We start from the raw sequence: 22,705 nt of genomic DNA on the forward strand, positions 1-22,705 counted from the left end.
TATTGCTTCCTTTTCAAGAATGAATACGGTGTGAGAGCGGCAAGTTATTCTGCTTTTTCTGCGGCATCACAGAGTTTCAGAAGGAGTACCTCATCCATGGCAATGCGCCTGCCGTCGGCCAACAATAGCCAGCGGTGGCAAGGGTCCACGCCTTTAACAATGCCGGTTACGGTCTGATAGGCACCGCCGCTCTTGCGGCTGTCGGGTATAAAATACGTTACAGACACTGTCGGCTGCTGAAACAGATGGTCCAGCAGCCACTGTTGGGTCCGGTCCAATTCGGTCTGGGCTTCTTCGCTGAGTTCCACGCGGCCATCCGTCAGCCGTGCCGTCTCATTGATCTGCTCTTCATGGCCGGATAGAGCGGCAAATGGCGAAAATTGTGCCGCCCTGTCCCGCAGAGACATGGGCAAGTGGCGGACGGATACCGGCCGGGACCGGTAGAGAATATCATCATATCTGTGCCCGTGTTCCATGTGTTCCATGCTGTGTGCCCCCTTTTTATGCCCGGTGTCCGCCGATTTGCCCGTTTCGTTCCCGGGCGGTAGCGCCTTCTTCATAGCTTATGCCTTTGAGGACCGCATTTTTACCGTATCGCTTTCGGATAGCAATCAGAGCCTGCTGCATTCGACGTTCCCGTTCCCGTGCCAACTGCCTGGTCGACTCTGCCTGTCGGTCTGAAAATAAATCCAGCTGTACGTCCGGCTGCCGCTGGATCACGTTTTGTTCCGCCAACAGATGATTGGCGGTGACGCTCATGCGCCGAACAAGTAAAGACGGGTCCACAATACGGCTGTACAGGTCCATAATGGCCCCAATCATCTCTCGGGTGGAAGCGGTATAACCATTGAGATTGATCGTGCCATTGGCTTGCTTGGGGACCTGACGGCCGTAGCCGTCGGTGGTGATCGGTCCTGCATAACGCCGCCGCCTCTCCGGGTCTTTGAGGTTTTCAATATCATATCCCACCGTCAGCACCAGTTGATCGGTCACCAGCCCCTTTTCCACCAGTTCCAGGCTCAACGCGTCGGTCATTTCCCGAACCACCAGCGCTGCTTTATCGCTGGGATAGGGACAGGTCAGCACTTGTCCAGAGACAGTACTGCGGCTCTCCGGCTGATAGGAACGGATATCTGCCAGAGTACAGGGTTCACAGCCCCAGGCATGATCAATCAGCAGCTCCGCCTGAATACCAAAGAGCCGGTACAGCAATTCCTCGTTATAAAAATCTGTGGGTCTGCCCAGAGAACAGCGGGCGATATCACCCATGGTAAACAACCGGTGCCGCTCCAGCTTTTTGGCATAGCCGCGGCCAATACGCCAGAAGTCTGTCAAAGGCCGGTGAGCCCACAGCGTCCGCCGGTAGCTGAGTTCGTCCAGCTCCGCAATACGGACGCCGTATTGGTCGGCAGGCATCCGTTTCGCTACGATATCCATGGCAATTTTGGCCAGATACAGATTGGTGCCGATGCCGGCAGTGGCGGTAATACCGGTGATTTCCAAAACATCTTTTAATATTTTTTGTGCCAACTGCCGGGGCGTCAAGCTGTAAAGCCCCAGATAATGGGTCACGTCTATAAAGACTTCGTCGATGGAATAGACATGGATATCCTCCGGGGCTACATACTTGAGATAGACTTGATAGATGCGGGTACTGTACTCCAGATAGTGGGCCATACGGGGCGGTGCTACAATATACTCCAGCGCCAGTGCCGGATTGGTTTTCAACTGTCGGTCGTCACTGGACGCGCCGCACAATTTCCGTCCAGGAGCCAGCCATTGGCGGCGGGCATTGACTTCTGCCACCTTCTGGACCACCTCAAACAGTCTGGCTCGACCGGATATCCCATACGATTTCAGAGATGGGCTGACAGCCAGGCAGATAGTTTTTTCTGTGCGGGCATGGTCAGCTACCACCAGATTGGTAGTCATAGGGTCCAGGCCCCGTTCCAGGCATTCTACGGAAGCATAAAAGGATTTCAAGTCAATGGCAAGATAGCTGCGCACGGTGCGGTCCTCCTCTCCGCAGGTCTTTCAAATACTATCTATATAATAGAACATTTGTTCGATATTATCAAGCAGAAATTCTTGCCACAAATGCTGTAACGCTACCTGGCTCTGCGGCGCTTATTGGGGTGAAGAGACAGAGCGAAAGGAGGAATCCGCCATGGAAGATGTGCAGATCGTGGAGCTGTATCTGCATCGGGATGAATCGGCCATCCGCCACACTGGTGAGAAATACGGCGCCCGTCTGCGGAGACTGGCATTGGGTATGGTAAAAGACCTTGGTGCGGCGCAGGAGTGTGAAAACGATACCTACTGGGAGGCGTGGCGTTCCATACCGCCCCATGAGCCGAGAGACTATCTCTATGCCTATCTGGCCAGAATCACCCGCCATCTGGCACTGAACTGCTGCCGACACCGCAGCCGTCTCAAGCGCAGCGCGGAAATCTGTACCCTCAGTGCCGAACTGGAACAGTGTATTCCCACCCCTGATGACGCTGCCTGTTGCCTGGAAGATACGGTGCTACGGCAAATCATTAACGGCTATTTGGCGACTCTGAGTGAGGAAAAGCGTTATATATTTCTGCGGCGTTATTGGTATTTGGATGATATTGCATCCATTGCCGCCGCGCTGCACTGTACCGAGAGCAAGGTAAAGACCACGCTGTTTCGCTGCCGCAGACAACTACGGCAGTATCTGCAAAAGGAGGGCTATGAACTATGAGAGGCAGCGAATTACTGGATAAGCTGTCCCTGGTGGACATCGTGTATGTGGAGGCCGCCGCAATCCCCCGTCAACCGGTCCGCCCCAATCACCGCTGGGCCGCCGTTGCAGCCTGTATTGCCCTGCTGGCCGCCGTCGGAGGTCTCTGGCTGGGACAAGTTCCAACGCCAGGCCAGCCTGTGCCACCCAATGGTACAGAAAGTGGACTACCGCCCGTTACCATACCAGACGCGGAAGATACGCAAAGTGAAACAACAGAAGACGTGGAGAGGCCAGCTTCTGTGTGGGACTTCTATTACAACGAAATTGACCATATGGTGGACGCAGCAAGGCAGTATAGTCCCGGCTATTTCCAGGAGGCCCTGGACCAAACGGAGTTGGATGCCGTGCAGCCTGGTATGTGGTTGGAATGGATGACCTTCTCCGGCGAAGCCGGATTCGATGGAGAGGGCAACCTGCTGGAAGTGGTTCTGTGGGTTACCACGTCCCAACCGGACACGACCGTTACAGTCACCCTGTCCCCGGATGGACCTTCGCCCTGCTTTCTGCTGCCGGAGGAAGCGGTTCCCTCCACTTGCAACGGTGTGGAATATCGTCTGGGACGGTGGGTGGACCCATCCGGCGGTATCAGTCTGCGGGCGGAATCGCAGATGCACGGTATCTGGTTTACGCTCTCCCTGCATACGACAGCTGACGCAAAAAAACAAGCTCAGGCCGATTTTGAGGACATTCTGGAATGCTTTACATTCTATGAGCAAGGTATGCCAAATCTTTCAGCCGTTACAGCTGTAGAAATTCCTCCATGGCAGGACAAGAACCTGTCCCAGACGGAGGCGCTGGCAGACCCAGACTTTGGTGCTTGGTTTCTGCCAACAGCACCGTCGGGATTTGCAGAAGAATCTATCTGCCGGTACCAAGATCAGAATACCAATGCTCTTTGGGGTCTCTGGACCAGCGAATATGGTCAGCTGCGCTGGGAGGTTCGGTACATGACAACAGAGGATGCAGACTATCTGGTTGATATCTCTGAACCGGAAACATATGACCTGTCCCGATACCCCATTCCGCGGGCGGATTCCGTGCCGGAATACCTACGAAAGATGGTGGAGCATCCCATTTTTGAAGCGGAAGAGCTAACATGGGAAGTACTTTCCACCCGGGCCGATACTGCCGCTGACGCTGGTGACAGTGATGGTGCCCGTATGAATTTTGGAGTTCGCTATGGCGATATCATTGTGGAAGTCCAGTCCAAGAGTGTGGATCCCCAGTGGATTTACAAACAACTGATGGTATTGCAGCCTTGAACAACGTCTTCTTTCCATCGTAGGTTTTGATAGGACCATAGACAGGGCGGCAGTCAGAAACATTGGGCGGATGACTCGCTCTTTCATGGACTGCTTCCCCTAATTGAACTTCTCGAAATAATAGACAAAATCTGCTGCCGGCAGTTCCCAGTGGGCAAAAAAAGTTTCCCATCTCACAAGAGACGGGAAACTTTTTTACGTTATGATACGGACAGCTGAATTTTGTCTTCTCCAGCTTGCAGCGCAATGGCATGAATGGGATGCTGGAAGCTATCGATGATGGCCTCCGCGATGGGGTCTTCGATCTCCTTTTGAATGGTACGACGGAGATTTCTGGCACCATAGGTGGCGGAATAGGATTTTTTCGTCAGCCAAGTCATCACATCGTCGGACCAGGTTAGTGCTACGCCGCGCTCTTCCAGAGCGGTCTTCAATTCGCCCAGCATAATAGCGGCAATGGCCTGGAAGTTCTCTTCCGTCAGACGATTGAAGCAGATGATCTCATCCACCCGGTTGAGGAATTCAGGCCGCAGGAAGTCGCTGAGGGCCTTCATGGCCTTGTCACGGCTCTGATCTGTCAGCGTCCGGTCGAAGCCCAAGGAGCCGCCCTTACGCTCGGAACCGGCATTGGAGGTCATGACAATGATGGTGTTCTCAAAGTTGACCACACGTCCCTGAGCGTCGGTAATGCGGCCGTCATCCAAAATTTGCAGCAGAATGTTCAGCACATCGGGGTGGGCTTTTTCCAGCTCGTCGAACAGAATCACCGAATAGGGCTTGCGGCGTATTTTTTCTGTCAGCTGCCCGGCTTCGTCATAGCCTACATAGCCGGGAGGCGAACCAATAATCTTGGAAACCGAGTGCTTTTCCATATACTCGGACATATCCAGACGAATCAGCGACTCGGTGGAGTCGAAGAGTTGATCAGCCAGACAACGAACCAGCTCTGTCTTACCGACGCCGGTAGACCCGACAAAAATAAAGGAAACAGGGCGCTTTTTCACAGCGATACCAACGCGACTGCGGCGAATGGCAGCAGAAACGGCGGCAATGGCTTCATCCTGCCCGATGATGCGGGTCTTGAGACGGTCTTCCAAACTCTTAAGCTGCTCATACTCCTGCGCCTGAATTTTGCTGGCAGGGATCTTGGTCCACAATTCGATGATACGGGCCAGATTTTCCATGGTCAGCTGAGGCCGGGGCTGAGCGGCCAGTGCATTGAGTTCAGCTTCCACCTGCAAACACTTACTGCGCAGGGTTGCCAGACGCTCATAGTGCTCTTCCTCCGTCTGCTCCGTCAGCATGGAAATCTCCAAATTTAAATCGTCCCGTTCTTTTCGCAGTTCTCCCATACGGCTAATGGTTTTGCTGCGCAGATTCAAATCGGAACAGGCTTCGTCCAACAGATCGATGGCCTTGTCGGGAAGGAACCGGTCAGTAATATACCGCTCCGACAGAATGACTGTCTGGCGCGCAATTTCCGCCGGAATCTCCACGCCGTGGTACTGCTCATAATAGTGGGCGATACCGCGGATGATGGCAATGGCTTCTTCCATGGTGGGTTCGTTGACGGTCACCGGCTGGAAGCGGCGTTCCAGAGCCGAATCCTTTTCAATATACTTGCGGTACTCATTAAAGGTAGTGGCGCCGATGACCTGGATCTCTCCACGAGATAGGGCGGGTTTAAGGATGTTGGCGGCATTCATGGAGCCTTCTGCATCGCCGGCGCCCACCAAATTGTGGACCTCATCGATGACCAGAATGATATTGCCAGTCTTTTTGATCTCTTCAATCAGACTCTTCATACGGCTCTCAAACTGACCGCGGAACTGGGTCCCAGCCACCAGAGCTGTCAGGTCCAGCAGATAAACCTCTTTATCCCGCAGCTTGAAGGGAACGTCACCACTGACAATCTTTTGCGCCAGGCCCTCGGCAATGGCAGTCTTACCAACGCCGGGCTCGCCAATGAGGCAGGGATTATTTTTCTGGCGGCGGTTGAGAATCTGGATGACTCGCTCAGTCTCCACCTGCCGTCCCACAATTTGATCCAGACCGCCGTCCCGGGCTTTCTGCGTCAGGTTCAGGCAGTAGCTGTCCAGGAACTTGCGCTTCTTGTCCCGGCGGCCGGAGGAAGGTTTTTCCTTGGGCTGTTCCGGTTCCACAGGCTGGGCCAACTGGTCCCCCCGCTCACCACCGAACAGCTTGTTCAGAAACGGGAATGTGGCTGTGCGGCTGTCGGATTCGTCATCCTCCGCCGGGTCTGTCAATTCGCCGGGGTTGGATGGATTGCCCATCATGTGCATCATTTCGTCAGATAAGGTCTCCAGATCTTCGTCTGTGACACCCATCTGCTTCATAATATCGTCCACCGGTTTGATGCCCAGCTGCCTGGCGCACTTGAGACAGAGACCATCATTGACCGTTTTGCCATTTTCAATTTTTGTGATAAAAATGACTGCAACATTTTTCTTACAGTTGGAACATAAGGTTGGGTGCATATCACTAATCTCCTTATCGAAGGATTCCATGGTTCATACTATACTACAGCTGCTCAAAAATGCAATGAATTTTTATGGCAGGAACAGCGACGCATGGTTCGCCGCCACCAGAACAGCCGTACCATCCTCCCGCATGAGGACCTGGGTGATACCCAGGACACCATCGGTTTGCGCGTAGAGCCGCAGGTCGGATGTATAAATTTGCAGCCCCGAAGCCGTTAAAACGGCTACATAATCTCCAGCGGCCGACAAGTGCAGGACCTCCTGCCCCAAGGCGAGGCTTCCCCGTTCCTGACCGTTGTAATCCACTGTTTTCAACACATATTGAGAACCGGTCTGGTAGGGGTTCAATGCCAATGTCACAAAGCCGTCGCCGCCGATATCATATTTCATCAGGTGTTCCCCGTTGTATCCATAGGTGCCGTAGACCTCTCCAGTGGTACGCAGCAGCTGCAAACTGGTCTCACCTACGGCGCAAAGGTAACGATCCTGTAAATAGTCCAGCTCATAGATCAGCTGATTGCCCAGCGAAATTTGCACCGGCTCCTGGTCCGCCACAGTGGGGTCCAGCAGTAGCAGACTGCTGGTGAACGTGCCTTGATCCTGCCCCAGCGCAATTGCCGCCAGCTGGGTGCCGCCGTTGTTTACAGCACAGAGCGGCAAATACTGGCCGGACGAGTACCACTTGAACCGTTCCTGCGTCTGGTTGTCCATCATGGTCAACATGGTACGGTAGCCGTCGGCGCTGCTGGCAAAGACCATGTCGCCGTTGGCAGACAAATCCACATCGAGAATGGTGTGATCCAATGTTCGGTTCAGATGCTCTTCGCCATTGCGCACAGCACAGAGGGTTGTGCTGCCAATGTCCCACGCCGCAGCGTAATTCCCAGCTATGTTCACATTGGGGTTATCCATGGCGGCGCTCACATTTGTCGAGGGACTGCCGGTTTCATCATAGAGCATTAGTCCGCTGCTGGTGGCTACCAGCAGTCCGTTTTCATAAATGGCATAGGTGTTACTGTCATAGGCCGGATATTGGCAACTGCCGTAAGTCCCGCCCGGCTCCACGCCCATATACGTCACCCAGCGCCGAAAACGGTCAAAGTTCAGATCTCTCCAAAACAAAACCAATGCCAGAACCGCGAGCACAACAACTGTCACAATAATCAGCCACCGCAGACGCCGCCGGTATCGGCGCCGCCGCGCCTGTTCCGGGTGGAGCGGGGTGACTTTGGATGTATCCCACTCAGACATGGAACTTCACCTGCCCGTCATCGTACCACAGATGGGTCATGTAGAGTCCGCCCGGCGGTACGGTCGGTCCGGCAGCTGTCCGATCTCCCCTCTCCAACAGCACGCTGATTTCCTCCGGGGCAATCTTACCCTCAGCGCAGTAGACTACTGTGCCGGCCATCGCGCGGGCCATATTGTAGAGGAAACCGTCGGCGCAGACCCGCAAATAAATCAGATCTCCCTGCCGTTCCACATCGTAATAGTACACGGTGCGGACCGTAGTCTTGGTTACGGTACCAACGCTGCGGACGGCGGCAAAATCATGGGTGCCTACAAACTGGGACGCTGCCTGCTGCATGATGGTTTCATCCAAGTGTTTGGGATAAAACCAGGCCCGGTTGACATAGAAGGGATCACCGATACGGGAATTGTAGATCAGATAAGTGTATTCCTTCCGGACACAGGAGCCGATGGCATTAAAGCCGTCGTGAACCTCCATGGCGTCCGTCACCACAATGTCCTCTGGCAGATGGGTATTGAGGGCATAGGGCAGCCGGTCCACAGGAATGCGGGAGGTGGTGCGGAAATTGGCGACATACCGTTTGGCATGGACACCGGCGTCGGTACGGCCGCAGCCGGTCATCTTGATCTTGTGGCCCACCACTGCCGCTGTGGCCTTTTCCATGGTTTCCCCTACGGTGACGTCGTTTTTCTGCACCTGCCAGCCGTGATAGGCTGTGCCCAGATAAGTCAAAAATAATGCGATATTCCGCATATACGGTTTCCTCCAGGAAAAAATCAGATTCCCACCACGCGCAGAACAATCATGGCCGCCACCAGCAGAATGCCAAGGCTTAAGGTCACATAGTCCCGACCGGCGAAGCGCAGCCGCTTCATGCGGGTCCGGCCCTTGCCGCCCTGATAGCAACGGCATTCCATAGCCACCGCCAACTCATCGGCACGGCGCAAAGCGCTAACAAACAGCGGCACCAGAATGGGAATCAGCGCCTTGGCCCGCTGCAAAATGCTGCCGGTCTCAAAGTCGGCGCCCCGGGCCTTCTGGGCCGACATGATCTTGTCGGTCTCCTCAATGAGGGTGGGGATAAAGCGCAGGGCAATGCTCATCATCATGGCCAGCTCATGGACCGGGACCTTGATGCGCTTGAGTGGGTTCAGAAGCAGCTCCAGACCGTCGGTAAGAGCGATGGGCGACGTGGTATAGGTCAGCATAAACGTACCGGTAATCAGCATCAGAATCCGCCAGATCATAAAGAGGGCACTGAAAATGCCCTCCCGGGTAATGGTTAGAATCCAAAACGTGACCACAGGGGTACCAGGCGTATAGAACAGGTTTAGAAGGCCTGTCAAACAGATGATGACCACCAAGGGCTTGAGACCCTTGAGAATGGTGCGGGGCGGGATTCTGGACAGTCCCACAGCAACACCGAGGAACAGAAATACCGTAAGATAAGCGATGGGTCCCTCCGCCGTGAACAGTGCTACAATGAACAGTACCACCATCAACAGCTTTGTACGGGGGTCCAGCCGGTGCACCACGGTGTTGCCGGGAAAATATTGTCCCAGAGTGATATCTTTCAGCACCTTATGCCCCTCCCCTCAAAGCCCCAAGGGCAGCCACAGCCTGCTCCACCGTGTACACGCTGGGGTCCACATCAAGGCCTAGTTCCCGCAGGCGGTGGAAAATGGCGGTGACTACCGGCACATCCAACCCCATCTCCGTCAGTTCCTGCGCATGGGCAAAGACCTCCCGGGGCGTGCCGGTCATGGCTACAGTACCGTGGTTCATCACATACAGCCGGTCCACATTGGCTGCCACTTCTTCCATGGAATGGCTGACCATGAGGATTGTAGCATTTTGTGCCTGCTGATAATCGCGAATATTCTGCAAAACGATTTCTCTTGCATTGGGGTCCAGGCCTGCTGTGGGTTCATCCAGAATCAATACATCCGGCTCCATGGCAATGACGCCGGCAATGGCAACCCGGCGCTTCTGACCGCCGGACAAATCAAAGGGAGAGCGTTCCAAATCAGACTCCTCCAGGCCAACAAATCCAGCGGCCCGCAGAACCCGACGGCGCACTTCTTCTTCATCCAAGCCCATATTCTTGGGACCAAAGGCAATATCGGCAAAGACCGTCTCCTCAAAAAGCTGGTATTCCGGATACTGAAACACCAGTCCCACCTTGAAGCGAATCTGATGGGTGAACTGCTTATCTTTCCAGATATCCTCTCCGCGGAACAGAACTTGGCCGCTGGAGGGTCGCAGCAGACCATCCAGATGCTGAATAAATGTGGACTTGCCGGAGCCCGTATGGCCGATCAGGCCGATAAATTCCCCCTGCTCAGCGTAAAAATCCACTGATTGCAGGGCATGTCGTTCAAAGGGAGTGCCCACGCCATAGGCGTGACACAACTGTTTAGTTTCAATGATGGGCTCCACGCTTCACTTCTCCTCCAATGCCGTACCGGCTCCAAAGACTCGGTAAATGGCCTGTACGCATTCCTCCACCGACAGGGCATCCAGCGGTACATCTACGCCCTGCTGCCGCAGCGCATACAGTAGTTGCGTCGTCTCCGGCACTGTCAGTTGGGCCGACTGGAGCAACTCGACCTGGGAAAAAACCTGCCGGGGCGTACCGTCAGCCAGAATTTTGCCGCCGCTCATAACAATGACCCGGTCGGCATCCACGGCTTCCCGCATGTGGTGGGTGATCAGAATGACTGTAATACCACGCTCCCGGTTGAGGCGGTGTACCGTCTCCAGCACCTCCCGCCGGCCCTGGGGGTCCAGCATGGCCGTGGGCTCGTCCAGCACAATGCATTTGGGCAGCATGGCAATGACACCGGCGATGGCAACCCGCTGTTTCTGACCACCGGACAATAGATGAGGTGCGTGCTCCCGGAATTCATACATCCCTACCATGCGCAACGCCTCGTCCACCCGACGCCGGATTTCTTCCGGTTCCACGCCCAGATTCTCAGGTGCAAAGGCCACATCCTCCTCCACCACGTTGGAAACAATTTGATTGTCAGGATTCTGAAACACCATGCCCACAGCCCGCCGAATGGCTATGAGCTCGTCTTCCATCGTGGTGTCCTTGCCGTAGACCCATACTTTGCCGCCGCTGGGCAGCAAAATGGCATTGAAATGCTTGGCCAGCGTGGATTTACCACAGCCGTTGTGGCCCAGGATTGCCACGAAGCTGCCCTGCTCAATATTTAAATCCAGGCCCGAAAAGACTTCTATCTCCTGAGCATCCTCCTGCTTTGGATAGCGGTATGTCAGGTTGTCCACGCGGATTGCTTGTTCCATAGGCTTTGTTCTCTTTTCTTTCAATCTTTAGTCCACCGGCCTGTGGCGCCGCAGGGCAGCGTCAGTCCCGTATCGGTGACGGGCAGCCCCAACTCGTCACATTCCGTATGACCGCCGTATTTGGATGATACAACGGTGTCCAGCAGGTAACCCAGGACCGATGGGGCCAGACCGGTTGTATAGGAATTGATGATAAAGAAGGCCGGGTCGTCAGACAGGACACCAGCTACCAACTGCAAAAAAGGATAGAGATCTTTTTCTAGCTTCCAAATTTCTCCGGATGGTCCGCGACCATAAGAAGGAGGGTCCATGATGATAGCGTCGTAGCGGCGGCCGCGACGAATCTCTCGCTCTACAAATTTGGCGCAATCATCCACAATCCACCGGATAGGGGCACTTTCCAGCCCAGAGGATTTGGCATTTTCCTTGGCCCAAGCTACCATTCCCTTGGCGGCGTCCACATGGCAAACCAAGGCCCCGGCGGCTGCAGCGGCCAAGGTGGCGCCGCCGGTATAAGCAAACAGGTTCAGCACATTGAGGGGTCGTCCCGCCTTGGCGATCTGCTCCTGAATGAAATCCCAGTTGGCCGCCTGCTCCGGAAAGACGCCGGTATGTTTAAAGTTCATGGGCTTGACATTGAATGTCAACGTTCCGTAACGCACCTGCCAGCGCTCCGGCAGGCGGTTAGCATTCCATTTGCCACCGCCGCTGTTGCTTCTGGCATACCGGGCGTCGTAGTGTTTCCACAGAGGATTTTTCTTCGGCGTATTCCAGATAACCTGGGGATCAGGACGCACTAGGGTAAATTTTCCCCAGCGCTCCAGCTTTTCGCCGTCCGAGGTGTCAATGACCTCATAATCCTTCCATTTTTCCGCTCTCCACATGGATAATTCCTCACTCTGTTTATAATATCGTCAATCGTTGGGGACTACTCCACCGTTGGCTGGGTCCTCCCAGCCGTGGTACGGCGGCTCCGTTGTGCCGCCTTCCCCATCAGGTATTTCCGGATTCGGATCGACGGGCTGGTTGGGATCCACGGGAGCGTTGGGGTCCACCGGTTGGTTGGGGTCTGCAGGGTCCGTTGGATTTGTCGGGTCCTCCGGCACCTCCGGCTCTTCCGGCGGCAAACTCTCCTCTGTATGCACCGTACACGTCTGTCCCATGCTGGTGCCAGACGGACTGAGCGCCGGATAATAGCCGCTGGGAATAGAGCCGCTGTAAATGGCATACTGCTGGTCTGCAACCACAATGCCGGATATGGGGAAACTGCGGTTCAGGTTTAGTAGAGCCACTGTATGAGTACCGTTACCTTCTACCTGACTGCAGAATTCATTGGCAACCTGGTTCGTTTCATCGCACAGATCCACATAGGTGTGTACGTCACAGTATTTTGTCGGCGCGTCATCCATGGCAAGGGAACCCTTGACAACGCGGGAACCGCGGGGATCGCTCTTACAAGCGTCGGTGGCCAGCAGACCGCTGTCGCGGCAATACCATACTTCCACCACATCTGTGGGTTGCTGGAAGGTTGCCGACGGAAGTCCCGCATGAACTTGCGCCATGACCTTCTGCCAGAGATACGCGGCAGGATTGGTAGAGGATTCCGTCAGGTTGACCTCTTCCGGCACATCATAGCCGCACCAGACGGCAGCAGAATAGTAGGGTGTATAACCGCAGAACCAACGGTCGAAATCGCTGGTGGTGGTACCGGTTTTACCGGCTACTGCCATATTTTCAATCTTGGCGGGAGAACCGGTACCGTGCTCCACAGCGTATTGCAGCATATCGGTCATATACCATGCCGCCTTGGTGCTGACGGCTGTGACGGTATCCTGCGTGTTGTTGAGCACCGTTTCCTCCCGGTTATCCACCATTCTGGTTACTTTGGTATAGGTGCGGGGTTCCCGGTATACACCGCCATTGGCATAGGTGGCATATCCCGCCGCCATATCCTCAATGGTGACGCCGTGAGTCAAACCACCCATGGCCAAGGGCGCAAGATTGATATCGGAATACGTCTTGCCACCGATGACCTCCTGTTCCACAAGCGTATCCATGCCCAGCTTTTCTACGGCAAACTGATAGCTGTAGGCCGGCGTCAGGTCCGCTAGGACCTTGACGGCAACCGTGTTGGTGGACATGCTGATGGCGGAACGAATGGTCATTAAACCAGAATAACTGCGGTTGGTATTCTTTGGCCAGGCGCCGCCCTCAAAGGAATAGGGCGTATCGTCATATACGGTGGCCGGGGTAATAATGCCCTTGTCAAAGGCCGGGCCGTAAACGGTCAGGGGCTTAATGGTGGAACCTGGCGACAGCAGGGCCTGGGTGGCCCGGTTAAAGGTCAGACTGCCCGTTTTCTCACCGACGCCGCCGGAAACGGCCACCAGATCACCGGTTTGATTGTCGATGATAGCGATGCCCGATTGCAGCTGCTGGGCACTGTCGGTTTTTGGAATGTTATCCAGATTCTCGTATACCTCGTTTACCACCGACTGAACATCCGGATTCATGGTGCAGTAGATGGACAGGCCGCCGGAACGCACCACCTGTTCCGCGATTTCCTCTGTGTAGTTGTACGTCTTGCACAGATCTTCCGTCACGTCGCGGATTACCTGATCTACAAAATACGAATAATACTCGCTGTTGTCATCGTAACCTTCCGTCTCCTGACCGCTGGCGTTGGTAAACACCATCTCCTGATTGACGGCGGCTCGGTAGGCTTCTTCTGTCAGAATGTACCCCTGGTCGTACATCTCCCACAGAATCGTCAGCTGCCGTTCCCGGTTGGCTTCCGGGTTAATATAGGGATCATAATAGGACGGATTCTTGGTAATGCCGATGAGGCTAGCACACTCGGCTGTGGTCAGTTCCGATACATCCTTGCCGAAGTAGACACGGGCGGCGCTTTGAACGCCGTAACAGCCCTCTCCCAAATAGATCGTATTGAGGTACCAGGTCATGATCTCCTGTTTGGAGTGATCTTTTTCAAATTCCAAGGCACTGACAATTTCCAGCAACTTTCTGCGGACGGTCACCTCATCCCGTTCGGTGAGGTTTTTGATCAACTGCTGGGTAATGGTGGACGCGCCATAAGTGGAGTCACCGCCGAGAAACATATTGGCGCTGGCGCTGGCAGTACGCAGCCAGTCCACGCCTTGGTGCTCCTCGAACCGCTTATCTTCAATGGCAATGGCAGCGTTGACCAGATCTCTGGGAATTTTGTTGTAGGTGACCCAAGTGCGGTTTTCTTTGCCGTAGAGCCGTTGCAGCTCTACCGCCTCCCCCGTGTTCGGATCAGTATAATAGATGACACTGGTTTGGTCCAGCGTGAAGTTTTCCAGGGGGACGTCGGACTGCGGAATCAAAACCTCCTGGACGTATTTTGCAAAAATACAACCGAAGATCAATCCTGTCAGCAGACCTACCAGCAGCAGTGTGCCAAGAATTTTGCCTAGAACGGCAAAAAATTTGCCGATAGCACCAAAAATCCGGCGGGCGACCGAAGGCCTTTGCATCTCGGGATTGGACGCCATAAAAGCACCTCCAAAGTTCTATTTTCATGGAATAAACAGCAGAAATATCCTGTGTTTCAGATGTATTTCTTATTCGGAAAGCGATACGATTCCAGCGTATGATTTATTATATCACATCTGTCAAATTCTTGTGTTACAAAATTTTTACGGTGATAGAAATCATCGGTACGGGACACACTGTCCATGAGGTGAACGACATGAAGGTGCATACCTGCTTTCTGTGGCGGTTGGTCATTCCAGTGCTGCTGCTCTGTTCTATGGTATTCAATGTTCGGGCTGCCGTTCCGGCCTATACCATGACCATTGCAGATGGCTTCATCGCCGTCTGGGACCACTGCACTGGAGACTGGCATCTGCGTTCCGCTGTTCCAGCTGCCATGCTCACGGAACAGGACCGTCAGCTGCTGCAGCAGGGGTTGGAACTGGCTGACAGCGCCGCGCTGACGCGGGCTCTGGAAGATTTTTGTTCTTGAAAGAAAATCTATTGTGATTTTCCTCTTGATTTTCTTCGTCTCTCCGATTAGAATAACGGTATCAAGAACAAGTACGGAGGAAGCCCATGGATCAGCAGTTCGGTGATAATCTGATCACCATTACCGACGAAGATGGCCGCTCCTATGAATTGGAGATTCTGGCGCAGTTTGAATACAAGGACGCGGAGTATCTGGCGCTGATTCCTGCCGACGCCGATGACACCGGCGATATGGAGGTCAGCATTCTGAAATCCTCCGAAGTGGACGGGGAGGAAATGCTCCTGGCTATTGAGGATGAAAAGGAATTGGAAGAGGTCTACAACGCCATGATGGACCTGCTTTACGACGACGAGGAAACCGAACTCCAATAACCACCGCTATGTTCCCTGCTTGGTGCGTGATGGGTTCTTTTAAACCCACATTTTTTCCTAGGGACGCTGGAAAACTTTCTGCGTGGATTGCAGGCCTCCCGTTCCGGCTTTGACCGGCAATGGAAGTTGGAAGCAGTGAAGCGCAGAAGAGGCGACCCACCTGCCGAGACGTGCAGGTTATAACTGGATCCACACGGCTGAAGCGGGGTTTATTCTTGTTGAGAAGTACCTTGTGTGAAACACCGCAGTGAATGCGGTGTTTCTTTTTATTTGTAAACTTTTTACCCTGGTTGTTCACATTTTCAGAAAAAACTTGCATACATCGGGGAAATGTCCTATAATGAATGCCGCTATATGGCTGTGGGGGCTTTGGAAATCATTGACCTATTCACTCCTACAGCAGTAAGTACTATGAGAGGATTGATCTAACGTATGAGCGCTTCCCAGCAGAAAAAGCGCCGGCAGAACCAAGCTCCCGCCGCCGCTTCCCAAAATGATTCCAGCAGCCGCGGCGCATGGATTGCAGGCAGTATCGGTGTAGCCGTATTGGTGGTACTGGCGATCTTCTTTGCCATTCTTAACTCCGGCCTGCTGCAAAATCACACCACGGCCGCCACGGTCGGCTCCCATGAGCTGTCGCCGGTAATGTATAACTACTTCTATAAAGATGTATATACGAAGAGTGCTGCCGGGTATATGACAGACCCCAACAAATCCTTGGCCGATCAGGTGATTGACGCGACTACCGGACAAACCTGGGCTGATTATCTCAATGAGGAAACCAACGGCTTGATTGCCGAAACCTATGGTGTCTATGACGCGGCTATGGAAGCCGGCTATACCATGACGGATGATGATACCGCCGCTGTGGATGAGTATATGGCCAGCCTTTCCTCCCAGGCTGCTTCGCAGGGCGTTTCTGCCAACGCTTATCTGTCCAGCGCCTATGGCACCGGCAGCAACACTGACAATTTCCGCACATATCGGGAACTGCTACAGGTAGCCACTTCCTATCAGGCCGTCTATTCCGATAGCCTGACTTATACGGCTGACGACATTGCCACGTACTATAGCGAGCACAAGGAGGAACTGGACGTCTACGACTATCGTTCTTTCACCTGCTCCGTGGACAGCACCGAGACTGACGAAGAAGGAAACACCATCGTGGACAATGCCGCTTCTGAGGCACAGGCCAAGGAAATGGCAGAGGCTGTTCAGGGCGACGAGACTGCCTTTGCCGAGCAGGCCCGTGAGAATGCTTCTGAGGATCAGCAGAGCACCTATGCGGACGACGATGCCACACTGACCTCCAAGGCTACCGCTAACAGTCTGCCTGAAAACATCAAGGATTGGCTCACAGACACGTCTCGCGCCTATGGCGATACTACAGCCATTGAGAATGAAGACGGCTCCTGGAAAGTGGTCATGTTTGTCAGTGGTCCTGAAAAGTTCAATGTCAATACCCGCACAGTTCGCCATATCCTCATTCAGGCAACGGAATCCGATGACGAGGCTGTGGCTGATACGGAAGCCGAGATTCGTGCCCAGGAGATTCTGGACGAGTATTTAGCTGGCGATCAGACAGAGGAGGCATTTGCCGCCCTGGCCGTTGAGCACTCTGCAGACAGCACCGCTGCCGAAGGTGGCCTCATTGAGAATATCTGCCCCGGCGATATGGTGGAACCCTTTGAGGACTGGTGCTTTGACGAATCCCGGAAGCCCGGCGATACGGGCATTGTGGAGTCGGAGTACGGGTACCACGTCATGTACTATGTTGGCGAGGGCGGTAACGCCATGGACTACCGCACGGAAACTGCTATGCGTTCCAACGATGTCAGTAACTGGATTGTGGGGCTGGGCGAAGCCCAGACCGTGACAACTCACAGCTTCGGCATGCTCTTCACCGACGCCGACTGACTGCAACCCTATCCAAGAGGCGGACTCCCCTGTCCGCCTCTTGCTTGACTTTTCGGAGGTTTTTTCTATGAATCCAGCGTTTCTGCGGGAAGCAATGATTCTGGGGCCTGACGGCCTGGAACGGCTAAGTGGCTGCCATGTGATTGTGTTCGGCATTGGCGGCGTGGGCAGTTACTGTGCGGAGGCATTGGTCCGGGCGGGAATCGGCCGTCTTACCTTTGTGGACAATGATACCGTTGGTGAGACCAATCTCAACCGCCAGCTCATTGCGCTCCATTCCACCTTGGGCCAGTACAAGTCCGACGTCATGGCCCGACGTGCTCGGGATATCAATCCCCAGTGTCAGGCGGTCTCTATTCCGGAACTATACAATGCCGAGACCAAAGGCCGCTTCTTCGATAACGCCGACTATGATTACATTGTAGACGCCATCGATTTGGTGTCCTGCAAACTGAGCCTGATCGAGACGGCGCGGCAGATGGGTATTCCCTGTATCAGTTCCATGGGTACCGGCAACAAGCTGGACCCGTCCCGCTTTGTCATCACCGACATTGCAAAGACTACCGGCTGTCCCCTGGCCCGTGTCATGCGCAAAGAATTACGCAATCGCGGTATTGAGCACCACACGGTGCTGTTCAGTGAGGAGCCGCCGGCCAAGCCGCTGGAACTGGAGACGCCGCCGCCGGGCCGCCGCAGTATCCCGGCGTCTGTGTCCTGGGTCCCCTCTGTGGCAGGATTGATGATTGCCGGTCATGTGGTCCGGGAATTGCTGCAAATCGCGCCGCGATAAACTGTATAAAAAATCCCTTCATTGCCCAAACTGATGGGGAATGGAGGGATTTTTTTGCAACGTATTACATGGCGCGCCGCCCTGTCCGGCGCTGCGGCCGGAACCATCAACGGGTTGCTGGGTGCTGGCGGCGGCATGGTTCTGGTTCCTATGCTCATCGGCTGGTGCGGTTTATCGGACAAACATGCGTTCGCCACTGCTATCAGCATCATATTGCCGTTGTGCATCGTTTCCATTGTGGTTTATGGTTGCCATGCGCCTCTGCCACTGGCGGAATCGCTTCCCTATCTGATCGGAGGCGCTGTGGGCGGTGCCGTTGGCGGTTTGCTGTTTCGCCGTGTCTCCGCCGGAGTGCTGCACAAACTGCTGGGTGCTTTGATCCTCTGGGGCGGCATCCGGCTTTTGGTATGAGCTGGGGCGCGGCGGTGGCGGGTGCTGTCTGCGGCGTTCTGTCAGCCTTCGGCATCGGGGGTGGATCGCTGCTGATGATCTGGATGACCGCCGTTCTGGATATGGAGCAGCAGACCGCACAGGCCATCAATCTGCTTTACTTCCTGCCTGCCGCTTCTATCAGTCTGATTTTCCACATTCACAATCGACAGATTTACTGGCGGGCTGCCGTTCCGGCCATCCTGGCCGGTGTGGTGACAGCAGCCCTCAGTGCCTGGGCGGCTTCCTGCCTGGATGCGGCATTGCTGCGAAAGGCTTTTGGTATCTTTTTGCTGGTGATTGGTGTACTGGAGCTCCGAAAAAAAACATCACCGCCGGCGAAACGCCAAGTACCCTTCCAGGATCAGTGAAGCCGCTACGGCGTCCACGGTCGCCTTGCGTTTTTTGCCGTGGCGGTTGTTGTCCGAAAGAATGCGGTGAGCATCCACTGTGGTACGTCGTTCATCCCAGAGTACAGGCTCCAACCCTGTGGCCTCTTGCAGCAATGCGGCAAATTCCCGGTACAGTGCTGCACGGGGGCCCTCGGTTCCGTCCATGTTCTTGGGGAATCCCATGACCAATTCTGTCACACCGTGCTGCTCTACCAGTTGCTTGAGCTGGAGCAGGGTTTTCTCCCGGTTATAAGACGGAACCACTAGGGTCGTACCTACAATGGAGCCGGTCAGGTCGGAAATGGCGACGCCCGTTCTGGCGTCCCCGTAATCGATTGCCATAATTCGCATTGGACTGCATACCTCCTACGTTTTCTCCATTGTATCACAGGCGTCAACCGGCGAAAACAGCAGTGATTTTTTATATTTTGTGCTTGACCGGCCGCTTTCTCTGTGATAAAATAGATTCACCTGTGAAAAAGAGGTTTATTTTTTATGCCCTTTTTCAGTCCCGGACCGACGGTGCGCCGTCCTCTAAATTTATGATAGCCGGTGATGATACAGGGAGGCAATATTTAAGGAGGTGCCGAAACATGCGTGTAAAGATTACCCTTCGTTGTTCTGAGTGCAAGCAGAGAAACTACAACACCATGAAGAACAAGAAGAACGACCCCGATCGTCTGGAGATGCGGAAGTACTGCAAGTTCTGCAGAAAGCATACCATCCACAACGAGACGAAGTAATGCAGTGATTCTGCACTGCTGAAAGGGTGTAAACTATGGCAGAAGCAAGCAAAAAGGAAAACTTTTTTGTCCGCGTCGGTTCTAAAACCAAGCGCTTCTTCCGCGAGCTCAGAAGCGAGCTGAAAAAGGTCGTATGGCCTACCAAGCAGCAGATGATTAACAATACCATTATTGTGCTGTTCTGCGTGCTGCTGGTGGGTATCTTTATCTGGGCGTTTGACGCCGTGGCCGGTTTGGTCGTCAACGGTATCATCTCCCTGGTCAAGGGTTAAGGTGTTCTCATGGCGGATACTGCAAAATGGTATGTGGTTCACACATACTCCGGCTACGAAAATACCGTAAAGGCCACCATCGAAAAGACGGTGGAAAACCGGCATCTGGAGAATCTGATCCATGAGGTTTCGATTCCACTGGAGACGGTCACCGAACTCACCGAAAAGGGCCCCAAGACCTATGAGCGCAAAGTCTTCCCCGGTTATGTGCTGGTGAAGATGGTCATGTCCGATGAGTCCTGGTACGTGATTAAGAACGTCCGTGGCGTCACGGGCTTTGTCGGATCCGGCACCAAGCCCACTCCCCTCACCGATGAGGAAGTGGCCCAGATGGGCGTGGAAAAGCACGAGGTTGTTGTCTCCTACAGTGTAGGCGACCGTGTCACCATCGTGGACGGCACACTGAGCAATTTTACCGGCACAGTCGAGTCCATCGACATCCCCGGCAACAAGGTGCGCGTTCTCGTCACCATGCTCGGACGTGAAACACCTGTCGAGTTAGATCTGGAACAGGTCGAATTACTCGACGAAACATAAGTACTCGCCGCATTTGACGGCAAGGAACGTGGGAGGGGTGCTAAACCCCGCCAATGTACGCCGGACGGGCGTACCAATACCACATTTTCTTCAGGAGGTGCTCTGTAATGGCACAGAAAGTTACAGGTTATATCAAACTGCAGATCCCGGCAGCGAAGGCTACCGCCTCTCCCCCTGTCGGTCCCGCTCTCGGCCAGCACGGCGTGAACATCGCGCAGTTCATCAAGGAGTTCAACGAGCGTACCAAGGATCAGGCCGGTTTCAAGATCCCCGTTGTGATTACCGTTTACGCCGACCGCAGCTTTACCTTTATCACCAAGACGCCCCCCACCCCTGCTCTGATCATGAAGGCCATCAGCCTGGAGAAGGGTTCCGGCGTTCCCAATAAGGATAAGGTTGGCACCATCACCATGGCTCAGATTCGTGAGATTGCTGAGAAGAAGATGCCCGACCTCAACGCCCCCAGCATTGAGGCTGCCATGTCTCAGGTTGCCGGCACTTGCCGCAGCATGGGCGTTACAGTTGTCGAGTAAAATGCTGACCGAGGCCATACGGCAGTTGCTGCCGTGCCTCAAAATGTGGGAGGATTATTCCGCATCACCACTTTAAGGAGGATATTACATTGTTCAGAGGTAAAAAATATACCGACAGCGCTAAGCTGATCGACCGCAGTGTCCAGTACGACGTTGCTGAGGCCATGGGCCTTGTTGTCAAGTCCGCCACCGCCAAGTTTGACGAGACTGTTGAGATTCACATCAAGCTCGGCGTTGACTCCCGTCACGCTGACCAGCAGGTCCGCGGTGCTATCGTTCTGCCCAACGGCACCGGCAAGACCCGCAAGGTCCTGGTGTTCGCCAAGGACGCCAAGGTGGACGAGGCCAAGGAGGCCGGTGCGGACTATGTCGGCGGCATGGAGCTGGTGGAGAAAATCACCAAGGAGAACTGGTTTGACTTCGATGTCGTTGTCGCCACCCCCGACATGATGGGTGTTGTTGGCCGTCTCGGTAAGGTCCTGGGCCCCAAGGGCTTGATGCCCTCCCCCAAGGCCGGTACCGTTACTCCTAACGTTGCTGCTGCCGTTAAGGAGATTAAGGCTGGTAAGATCGAGTACCGTCTTGATAAGACCAACATTATCCACTGCCCCATCGGCAAGGTTTCTTTCGGCGCTGAGAAGCTGACCGAGAACTTTGAGGCCCTGATTAACGCTGTCATCAAGGCCAAGCCCTCCGCGGCCAAGGGCCAGTATATCAGAAGCTGCGTCCTGGCTTCCACCATGGGCCCCGGCGTGAAGGTTTCTACCAGCAAGTACTAAGAGATTCGATCAAACGAATCTAGTTTCCCCGCCGGTTTACGCCGGCGGGTTTTCGTGAGACTGTGCAATGCCATGGTTTTTCGATTTTTTAGAAAAAAGTGCTTGACATTTTATCAGCTGCAAGCTATAATAATCAAGCTGCCAGAGACAGCAGGAGGCTACGCCGTAATGGGACATCCCATCCTGCCGAGGTGATTGCACAGTATAAGCTTTTTTCTGTGTCCTCACGTCTTTTGGCGCGAGGACACTTTATTTTTCGGAGGTGACACTTCAAATGCCCAACGCAAAGGTACTGGAAAGCAAGAAGGCTGCCGTTGATGCTCTGGCTGAGAAGCTGCAGGGTGCTACCGCTGCCGTCTTTGTGGACTACAAGGGTATTACGGTTGCTCAGGATACTGAGCTGCGTAACCAGTTCCGTGCTGCCGGTGTGGAGTACACGGTTGTCAAGAACACTCTGACTCGATTTGCCGCCAACAAGATTGGCTACAACCAGTTCGATGAGCTGCTCAACGGCACCACTTCCCTGGCCTGCACCACCGGCGATCCCATCGCCCCCGCTCGCATTGTTTGCGAGTTTGCCAAGAAGAACAAGGATCTGCTGAAGATCAAGGGCGGCATCATTGAAGGCAGCGTTCTGACTGCCGAAGAGCTGAACGCTTTTGGCGAGCTGCCCTCCAAGGATGCTCTGCTGTCTCAGGTCCTGGGTACTTTCCTGGCTCCCATCACCAGCCTGGCCGTCGTGCTCGACCAGATCTGCAAGGCTCAGGGCGGCGATACTGCTGTTGCTGAGACCACTGAAGGCTAATTTACGACTCTAAACTACATTTTAGGAGGAT

Annotated in this window: 25 protein-coding genes, 1 other RNA gene and 1 other annotated feature; of the genes, 15 read left to right on the forward strand and 11 right to left on the reverse strand. The window is 54.3% G+C overall.

Going from position 1 to position 22,705, the window contains the following annotated elements; genetic code table 11:
• Nucleotides 1-44: 44 nt before the first annotated feature.
• Entirely contained in the window at nt 45-485 is a 441-nt protein-coding gene (locus ACTQ33_RS08415; protein WP_441463845.1) for a hypothetical protein, read from the reverse strand.
• A gap of 16 nt (nt 486-501) precedes the next feature.
• Nucleotides 502-2,007, reverse strand: coding sequence for a Y-family DNA polymerase (locus ACTQ33_RS08420; protein ID WP_441463847.1), 1,506 nt, complete (start codon nt 2,005-2,007; stop codon nt 502-504).
• A 160-nt stretch (nt 2,008-2,167) separates the two neighbouring features.
• Between ACTQ33_RS08420 and ACTQ33_RS08425 the strand changes: the two genes are divergently transcribed.
• Entirely contained in the window at nt 2,168-2,728 is a 561-nt protein-coding gene (locus ACTQ33_RS08425; RefSeq protein ID WP_441463849.1) for an RNA polymerase sigma factor, read from the forward strand.
• Nucleotides 2,725-4,032 carry a hypothetical protein gene (locus ACTQ33_RS08430; RefSeq protein ID WP_441463851.1) on the forward strand — a complete coding sequence of 436 codons (1,308 nt, stop codon included), beginning with the start codon at nt 2,725-2,727 and terminating at the stop codon, nt 4,030-4,032. The genes ACTQ33_RS08425 and ACTQ33_RS08430 overlap by 4 nt, the downstream gene beginning before the upstream one ends.
• A gap of 200 nt (nt 4,033-4,232) precedes the next feature.
• Here ACTQ33_RS08430 and ACTQ33_RS08435 read toward each other — a convergent pair whose 3' ends face one another.
• From ACTQ33_RS08435 to ACTQ33_RS08470, 8 genes are all read right to left on the reverse strand, one after another.
• Nucleotides 4,233-6,530 carry an AAA family ATPase gene (locus tag ACTQ33_RS08435; protein ID WP_441463853.1) on the reverse strand — a complete coding sequence of 766 codons (2,298 nt, stop codon included), beginning with the start codon at nt 6,528-6,530 and terminating at the stop codon, nt 4,233-4,235.
• A gap of 72 nt (nt 6,531-6,602) precedes the next feature.
• Nucleotides 6,603-7,784: a DUF5711 family protein gene (locus tag ACTQ33_RS08440; protein ID WP_441463855.1), complete on the reverse strand. Its 1,182-nt coding sequence runs from the start codon at nt 7,782-7,784 to the stop codon at nt 6,603-6,605.
• Nucleotides 7,777-8,538, reverse strand: coding sequence for a tRNA pseudouridine(38-40) synthase TruA (gene truA / locus ACTQ33_RS08445; protein WP_441463857.1), 762 nt, complete (start codon nt 8,536-8,538; stop codon nt 7,777-7,779). Before truA ends, ACTQ33_RS08440 begins: the two co-directional genes overlap by 8 nt.
• Nucleotides 8,539-8,561: 23 nt before the next feature.
• Complete coding sequence (locus tag ACTQ33_RS08450) at nt 8,562-9,365, reverse strand: energy-coupling factor transporter transmembrane component T family protein (protein WP_441463859.1); 804 nt, start codon at nt 9,363-9,365, stop codon at nt 8,562-8,564.
• A 1-nt stretch (nt 9,366) separates the two neighbouring features.
• On the reverse strand, nt 9,367-10,224 hold the full coding sequence (locus ACTQ33_RS08455) for an energy-coupling factor transporter ATPase (protein WP_441463860.1): 858 nt from the start codon (nt 10,222-10,224) through the stop codon (nt 9,367-9,369).
• Between the two features lie 3 nt (nt 10,225-10,227).
• Nucleotides 10,228-11,097, reverse strand: a complete 870-nt coding sequence (locus tag ACTQ33_RS08460; protein ID WP_441463862.1) for an energy-coupling factor transporter ATPase — start codon at nt 11,095-11,097, stop codon at nt 10,228-10,230.
• 20 nt (nt 11,098-11,117) lie between these two features.
• Nucleotides 11,118-11,981, reverse strand: coding sequence for a class I SAM-dependent methyltransferase (locus ACTQ33_RS08465; RefSeq protein ID WP_441463864.1), 864 nt, complete (start codon nt 11,979-11,981; stop codon nt 11,118-11,120).
• Nucleotides 11,982-12,011: 30 nt separating this feature from the next.
• Nucleotides 12,012-14,633, reverse strand: a complete 2,622-nt coding sequence (locus ACTQ33_RS08470) for a PBP1A family penicillin-binding protein (protein WP_441463866.1) — start codon at nt 14,631-14,633, stop codon at nt 12,012-12,014.
• Between the two features lie 197 nt (nt 14,634-14,830).
• Between ACTQ33_RS08470 and ACTQ33_RS08475 the strand changes: the two genes are divergently transcribed.
• The 7 genes from ACTQ33_RS08475 to ACTQ33_RS08505 all read left to right on the forward strand — a co-directional run bounded on the left by ACTQ33_RS08475 (nt 14,831) and on the right by ACTQ33_RS08505 (nt 18,984).
• A complete protein-coding gene (locus ACTQ33_RS08475; protein ID WP_441463867.1) occupies nt 14,831-15,106 on the forward strand; it encodes a hypothetical protein in 276 nt (91 codons plus the stop codon).
• Between the two features lie 86 nt (nt 15,107-15,192).
• Nucleotides 15,193-15,477, forward strand: coding sequence for a DUF1292 domain-containing protein (locus ACTQ33_RS08480; RefSeq protein WP_441463868.1), 285 nt, complete (start codon nt 15,193-15,195; stop codon nt 15,475-15,477).
• 9 nt (nt 15,478-15,486) lie between these two features.
• A non-coding RNA gene (gene ssrS, locus ACTQ33_RS08485) (6S RNA) lies at nt 15,487-15,690 on the forward strand.
• A 219-nt stretch (nt 15,691-15,909) separates the two neighbouring features.
• Nucleotides 15,910-17,394 carry a peptidylprolyl isomerase gene (locus tag ACTQ33_RS08490; protein ID WP_441463870.1) on the forward strand — a complete coding sequence of 495 codons (1,485 nt, stop codon included), beginning with the start codon at nt 15,910-15,912 and terminating at the stop codon, nt 17,392-17,394.
• A 67-nt stretch (nt 17,395-17,461) separates the two neighbouring features.
• On the forward strand, nt 17,462-18,184 hold the full coding sequence (locus ACTQ33_RS08495; RefSeq protein WP_441463872.1) for a tRNA threonylcarbamoyladenosine dehydratase: 723 nt from the start codon (nt 17,462-17,464) through the stop codon (nt 18,182-18,184).
• Between the two features lie 54 nt (nt 18,185-18,238).
• The gene (locus ACTQ33_RS08500) at nt 18,239-18,595 is read left to right on the forward strand and encodes a TSUP family transporter (RefSeq protein WP_441463874.1); all 357 of its coding nucleotides are present in this window, start codon (nt 18,239-18,241) and stop codon (nt 18,593-18,595) included.
• A complete protein-coding gene (locus ACTQ33_RS08505) occupies nt 18,592-18,984 on the forward strand; it encodes a sulfite exporter TauE/SafE family protein (protein WP_441463876.1) in 393 nt (130 codons plus the stop codon). Before ACTQ33_RS08500 ends, ACTQ33_RS08505 begins: the two co-directional genes overlap by 4 nt.
• On the opposite strand, the gene ruvX is transcribed toward ACTQ33_RS08505, so the two are convergent.
• A complete protein-coding gene (gene ruvX / locus ACTQ33_RS08510) occupies nt 18,943-19,356 on the reverse strand; it encodes a Holliday junction resolvase RuvX (RefSeq protein ID WP_441463878.1) in 414 nt (137 codons plus the stop codon). The two genes, ACTQ33_RS08505 and ruvX, sit on opposite strands and share 42 nt — an antisense overlap.
• A 242-nt stretch (nt 19,357-19,598) precedes the next feature.
• On the opposite strand from ruvX, the gene rpmG reads away from it, so the two are divergent.
• The 6 genes from rpmG to rplJ all read left to right on the forward strand — a co-directional run bounded on the left by rpmG (nt 19,599) and on the right by rplJ (nt 22,674).
• On the forward strand, nt 19,599-19,748 hold the full coding sequence (gene rpmG, locus ACTQ33_RS08515) for a 50S ribosomal protein L33 (protein ID WP_441463880.1): 150 nt from the start codon (nt 19,599-19,601) through the stop codon (nt 19,746-19,748).
• A 35-nt stretch (nt 19,749-19,783) separates the two neighbouring features.
• The gene (gene secE, locus ACTQ33_RS08520) at nt 19,784-20,020 is read left to right on the forward strand and encodes a preprotein translocase subunit SecE (protein WP_441463882.1); all 237 of its coding nucleotides are present in this window, start codon (nt 19,784-19,786) and stop codon (nt 20,018-20,020) included.
• A gap of 9 nt (nt 20,021-20,029) precedes the next feature.
• Complete coding sequence (nusG, locus tag ACTQ33_RS08525) at nt 20,030-20,557, forward strand: transcription termination/antitermination protein NusG (protein ID WP_441463884.1); 528 nt, start codon at nt 20,030-20,032, stop codon at nt 20,555-20,557.
• Nucleotides 20,558-20,664: 107 nt separating this feature from the next.
• The gene (gene rplK, locus ACTQ33_RS08530; protein ID WP_441463886.1) at nt 20,665-21,090 is read left to right on the forward strand and encodes a 50S ribosomal protein L11; all 426 of its coding nucleotides are present in this window, start codon (nt 20,665-20,667) and stop codon (nt 21,088-21,090) included.
• Nucleotides 21,091-21,179: 89 nt separating this feature from the next.
• Nucleotides 21,180-21,869: a 50S ribosomal protein L1 gene (rplA, locus tag ACTQ33_RS08535; protein WP_441463888.1), complete on the forward strand. Its 690-nt coding sequence runs from the start codon at nt 21,180-21,182 to the stop codon at nt 21,867-21,869.
• A gap of 123 nt (nt 21,870-21,992) precedes the next feature.
• Nucleotides 21,993-22,132: a sequence feature (ribosomal protein L10 leader region), on the forward strand.
• An 11-nt stretch (nt 22,133-22,143) separates the two neighbouring features.
• The gene (rplJ, locus tag ACTQ33_RS08540) at nt 22,144-22,674 is read left to right on the forward strand and encodes a 50S ribosomal protein L10 (protein WP_441463890.1); all 531 of its coding nucleotides are present in this window, start codon (nt 22,144-22,146) and stop codon (nt 22,672-22,674) included.
• Nucleotides 22,675-22,705 lie beyond the last annotated feature (31 nt).

The organism is Candidatus Avoscillospira sp. LCP25S3_F1, assembly GCF_052117125.1.
In the GTDB taxonomy this organism is placed as follows: Bacteria; Bacillota; Clostridia; order Oscillospirales; family Oscillospiraceae; genus Avoscillospira_A.

Coding starts and splice junctions, on each gene's coding strand:
- ACTQ33_RS08415 (WP_441463845.1), bottom strand. CDS start 485: ATGGAACACATGGAACACGGGCACAGATATGATGATATTCTCTACCGG.
- ACTQ33_RS08425 (WP_441463849.1), top strand. CDS start 2,168: ATGGAAGATGTGCAGATCGTGGAGCTGTATCTGCATCGGGATGAATCG.
- ACTQ33_RS08430 (WP_441463851.1), top strand. CDS start 2,725: ATGAGAGGCAGCGAATTACTGGATAAGCTGTCCCTGGTGGACATCGTG.
- ACTQ33_RS08435 (WP_441463853.1), bottom strand. CDS start 6,530: ATGCACCCAACCTTATGTTCCAACTGTAAGAAAAATGTTGCAGTCATT.
- ACTQ33_RS08440 (WP_441463855.1), bottom strand. CDS start 7,784: ATGTCTGAGTGGGATACATCCAAAGTCACCCCGCTCCACCCGGAACAG.
- truA (WP_441463857.1), bottom strand. CDS start 8,538: ATGCGGAATATCGCATTATTTTTGACTTATCTGGGCACAGCCTATCAC.
- ACTQ33_RS08460 (WP_441463862.1), bottom strand. CDS start 11,097: ATGGAACAAGCAATCCGCGTGGACAACCTGACATACCGCTATCCAAAG.
- ACTQ33_RS08465 (WP_441463864.1), bottom strand. CDS start 11,981: ATGTGGAGAGCGGAAAAATGGAAGGATTATGAGGTCATTGACACCTCG.
- ACTQ33_RS08470 (WP_441463866.1), bottom strand. CDS start 14,633: ATGGCGTCCAATCCCGAGATGCAAAGGCCTTCGGTCGCCCGCCGGATT.
- ACTQ33_RS08475 (WP_441463867.1), top strand. CDS start 14,831: ATGAAGGTGCATACCTGCTTTCTGTGGCGGTTGGTCATTCCAGTGCTG.
- ACTQ33_RS08480 (WP_441463868.1), top strand. CDS start 15,193: ATGGATCAGCAGTTCGGTGATAATCTGATCACCATTACCGACGAAGAT.
- ACTQ33_RS08490 (WP_441463870.1), top strand. CDS start 15,910: ATGAGCGCTTCCCAGCAGAAAAAGCGCCGGCAGAACCAAGCTCCCGCC.
- ACTQ33_RS08495 (WP_441463872.1), top strand. CDS start 17,462: ATGAATCCAGCGTTTCTGCGGGAAGCAATGATTCTGGGGCCTGACGGC.
- ACTQ33_RS08505 (WP_441463876.1), top strand. CDS start 18,592: ATGAGCTGGGGCGCGGCGGTGGCGGGTGCTGTCTGCGGCGTTCTGTCA.
- ruvX (WP_441463878.1), bottom strand. CDS start 19,356: ATGCGAATTATGGCAATCGATTACGGGGACGCCAGAACGGGCGTCGCC.
- rpmG (WP_441463880.1), top strand. CDS start 19,599: ATGCGTGTAAAGATTACCCTTCGTTGTTCTGAGTGCAAGCAGAGAAAC.
- secE (WP_441463882.1), top strand. CDS start 19,784: ATGGCAGAAGCAAGCAAAAAGGAAAACTTTTTTGTCCGCGTCGGTTCT.
- nusG (WP_441463884.1), top strand. CDS start 20,030: ATGGCGGATACTGCAAAATGGTATGTGGTTCACACATACTCCGGCTAC.
- rplK (WP_441463886.1), top strand. CDS start 20,665: ATGGCACAGAAAGTTACAGGTTATATCAAACTGCAGATCCCGGCAGCG.
- rplJ (WP_441463890.1), top strand. CDS start 22,144: ATGCCCAACGCAAAGGTACTGGAAAGCAAGAAGGCTGCCGTTGATGCT.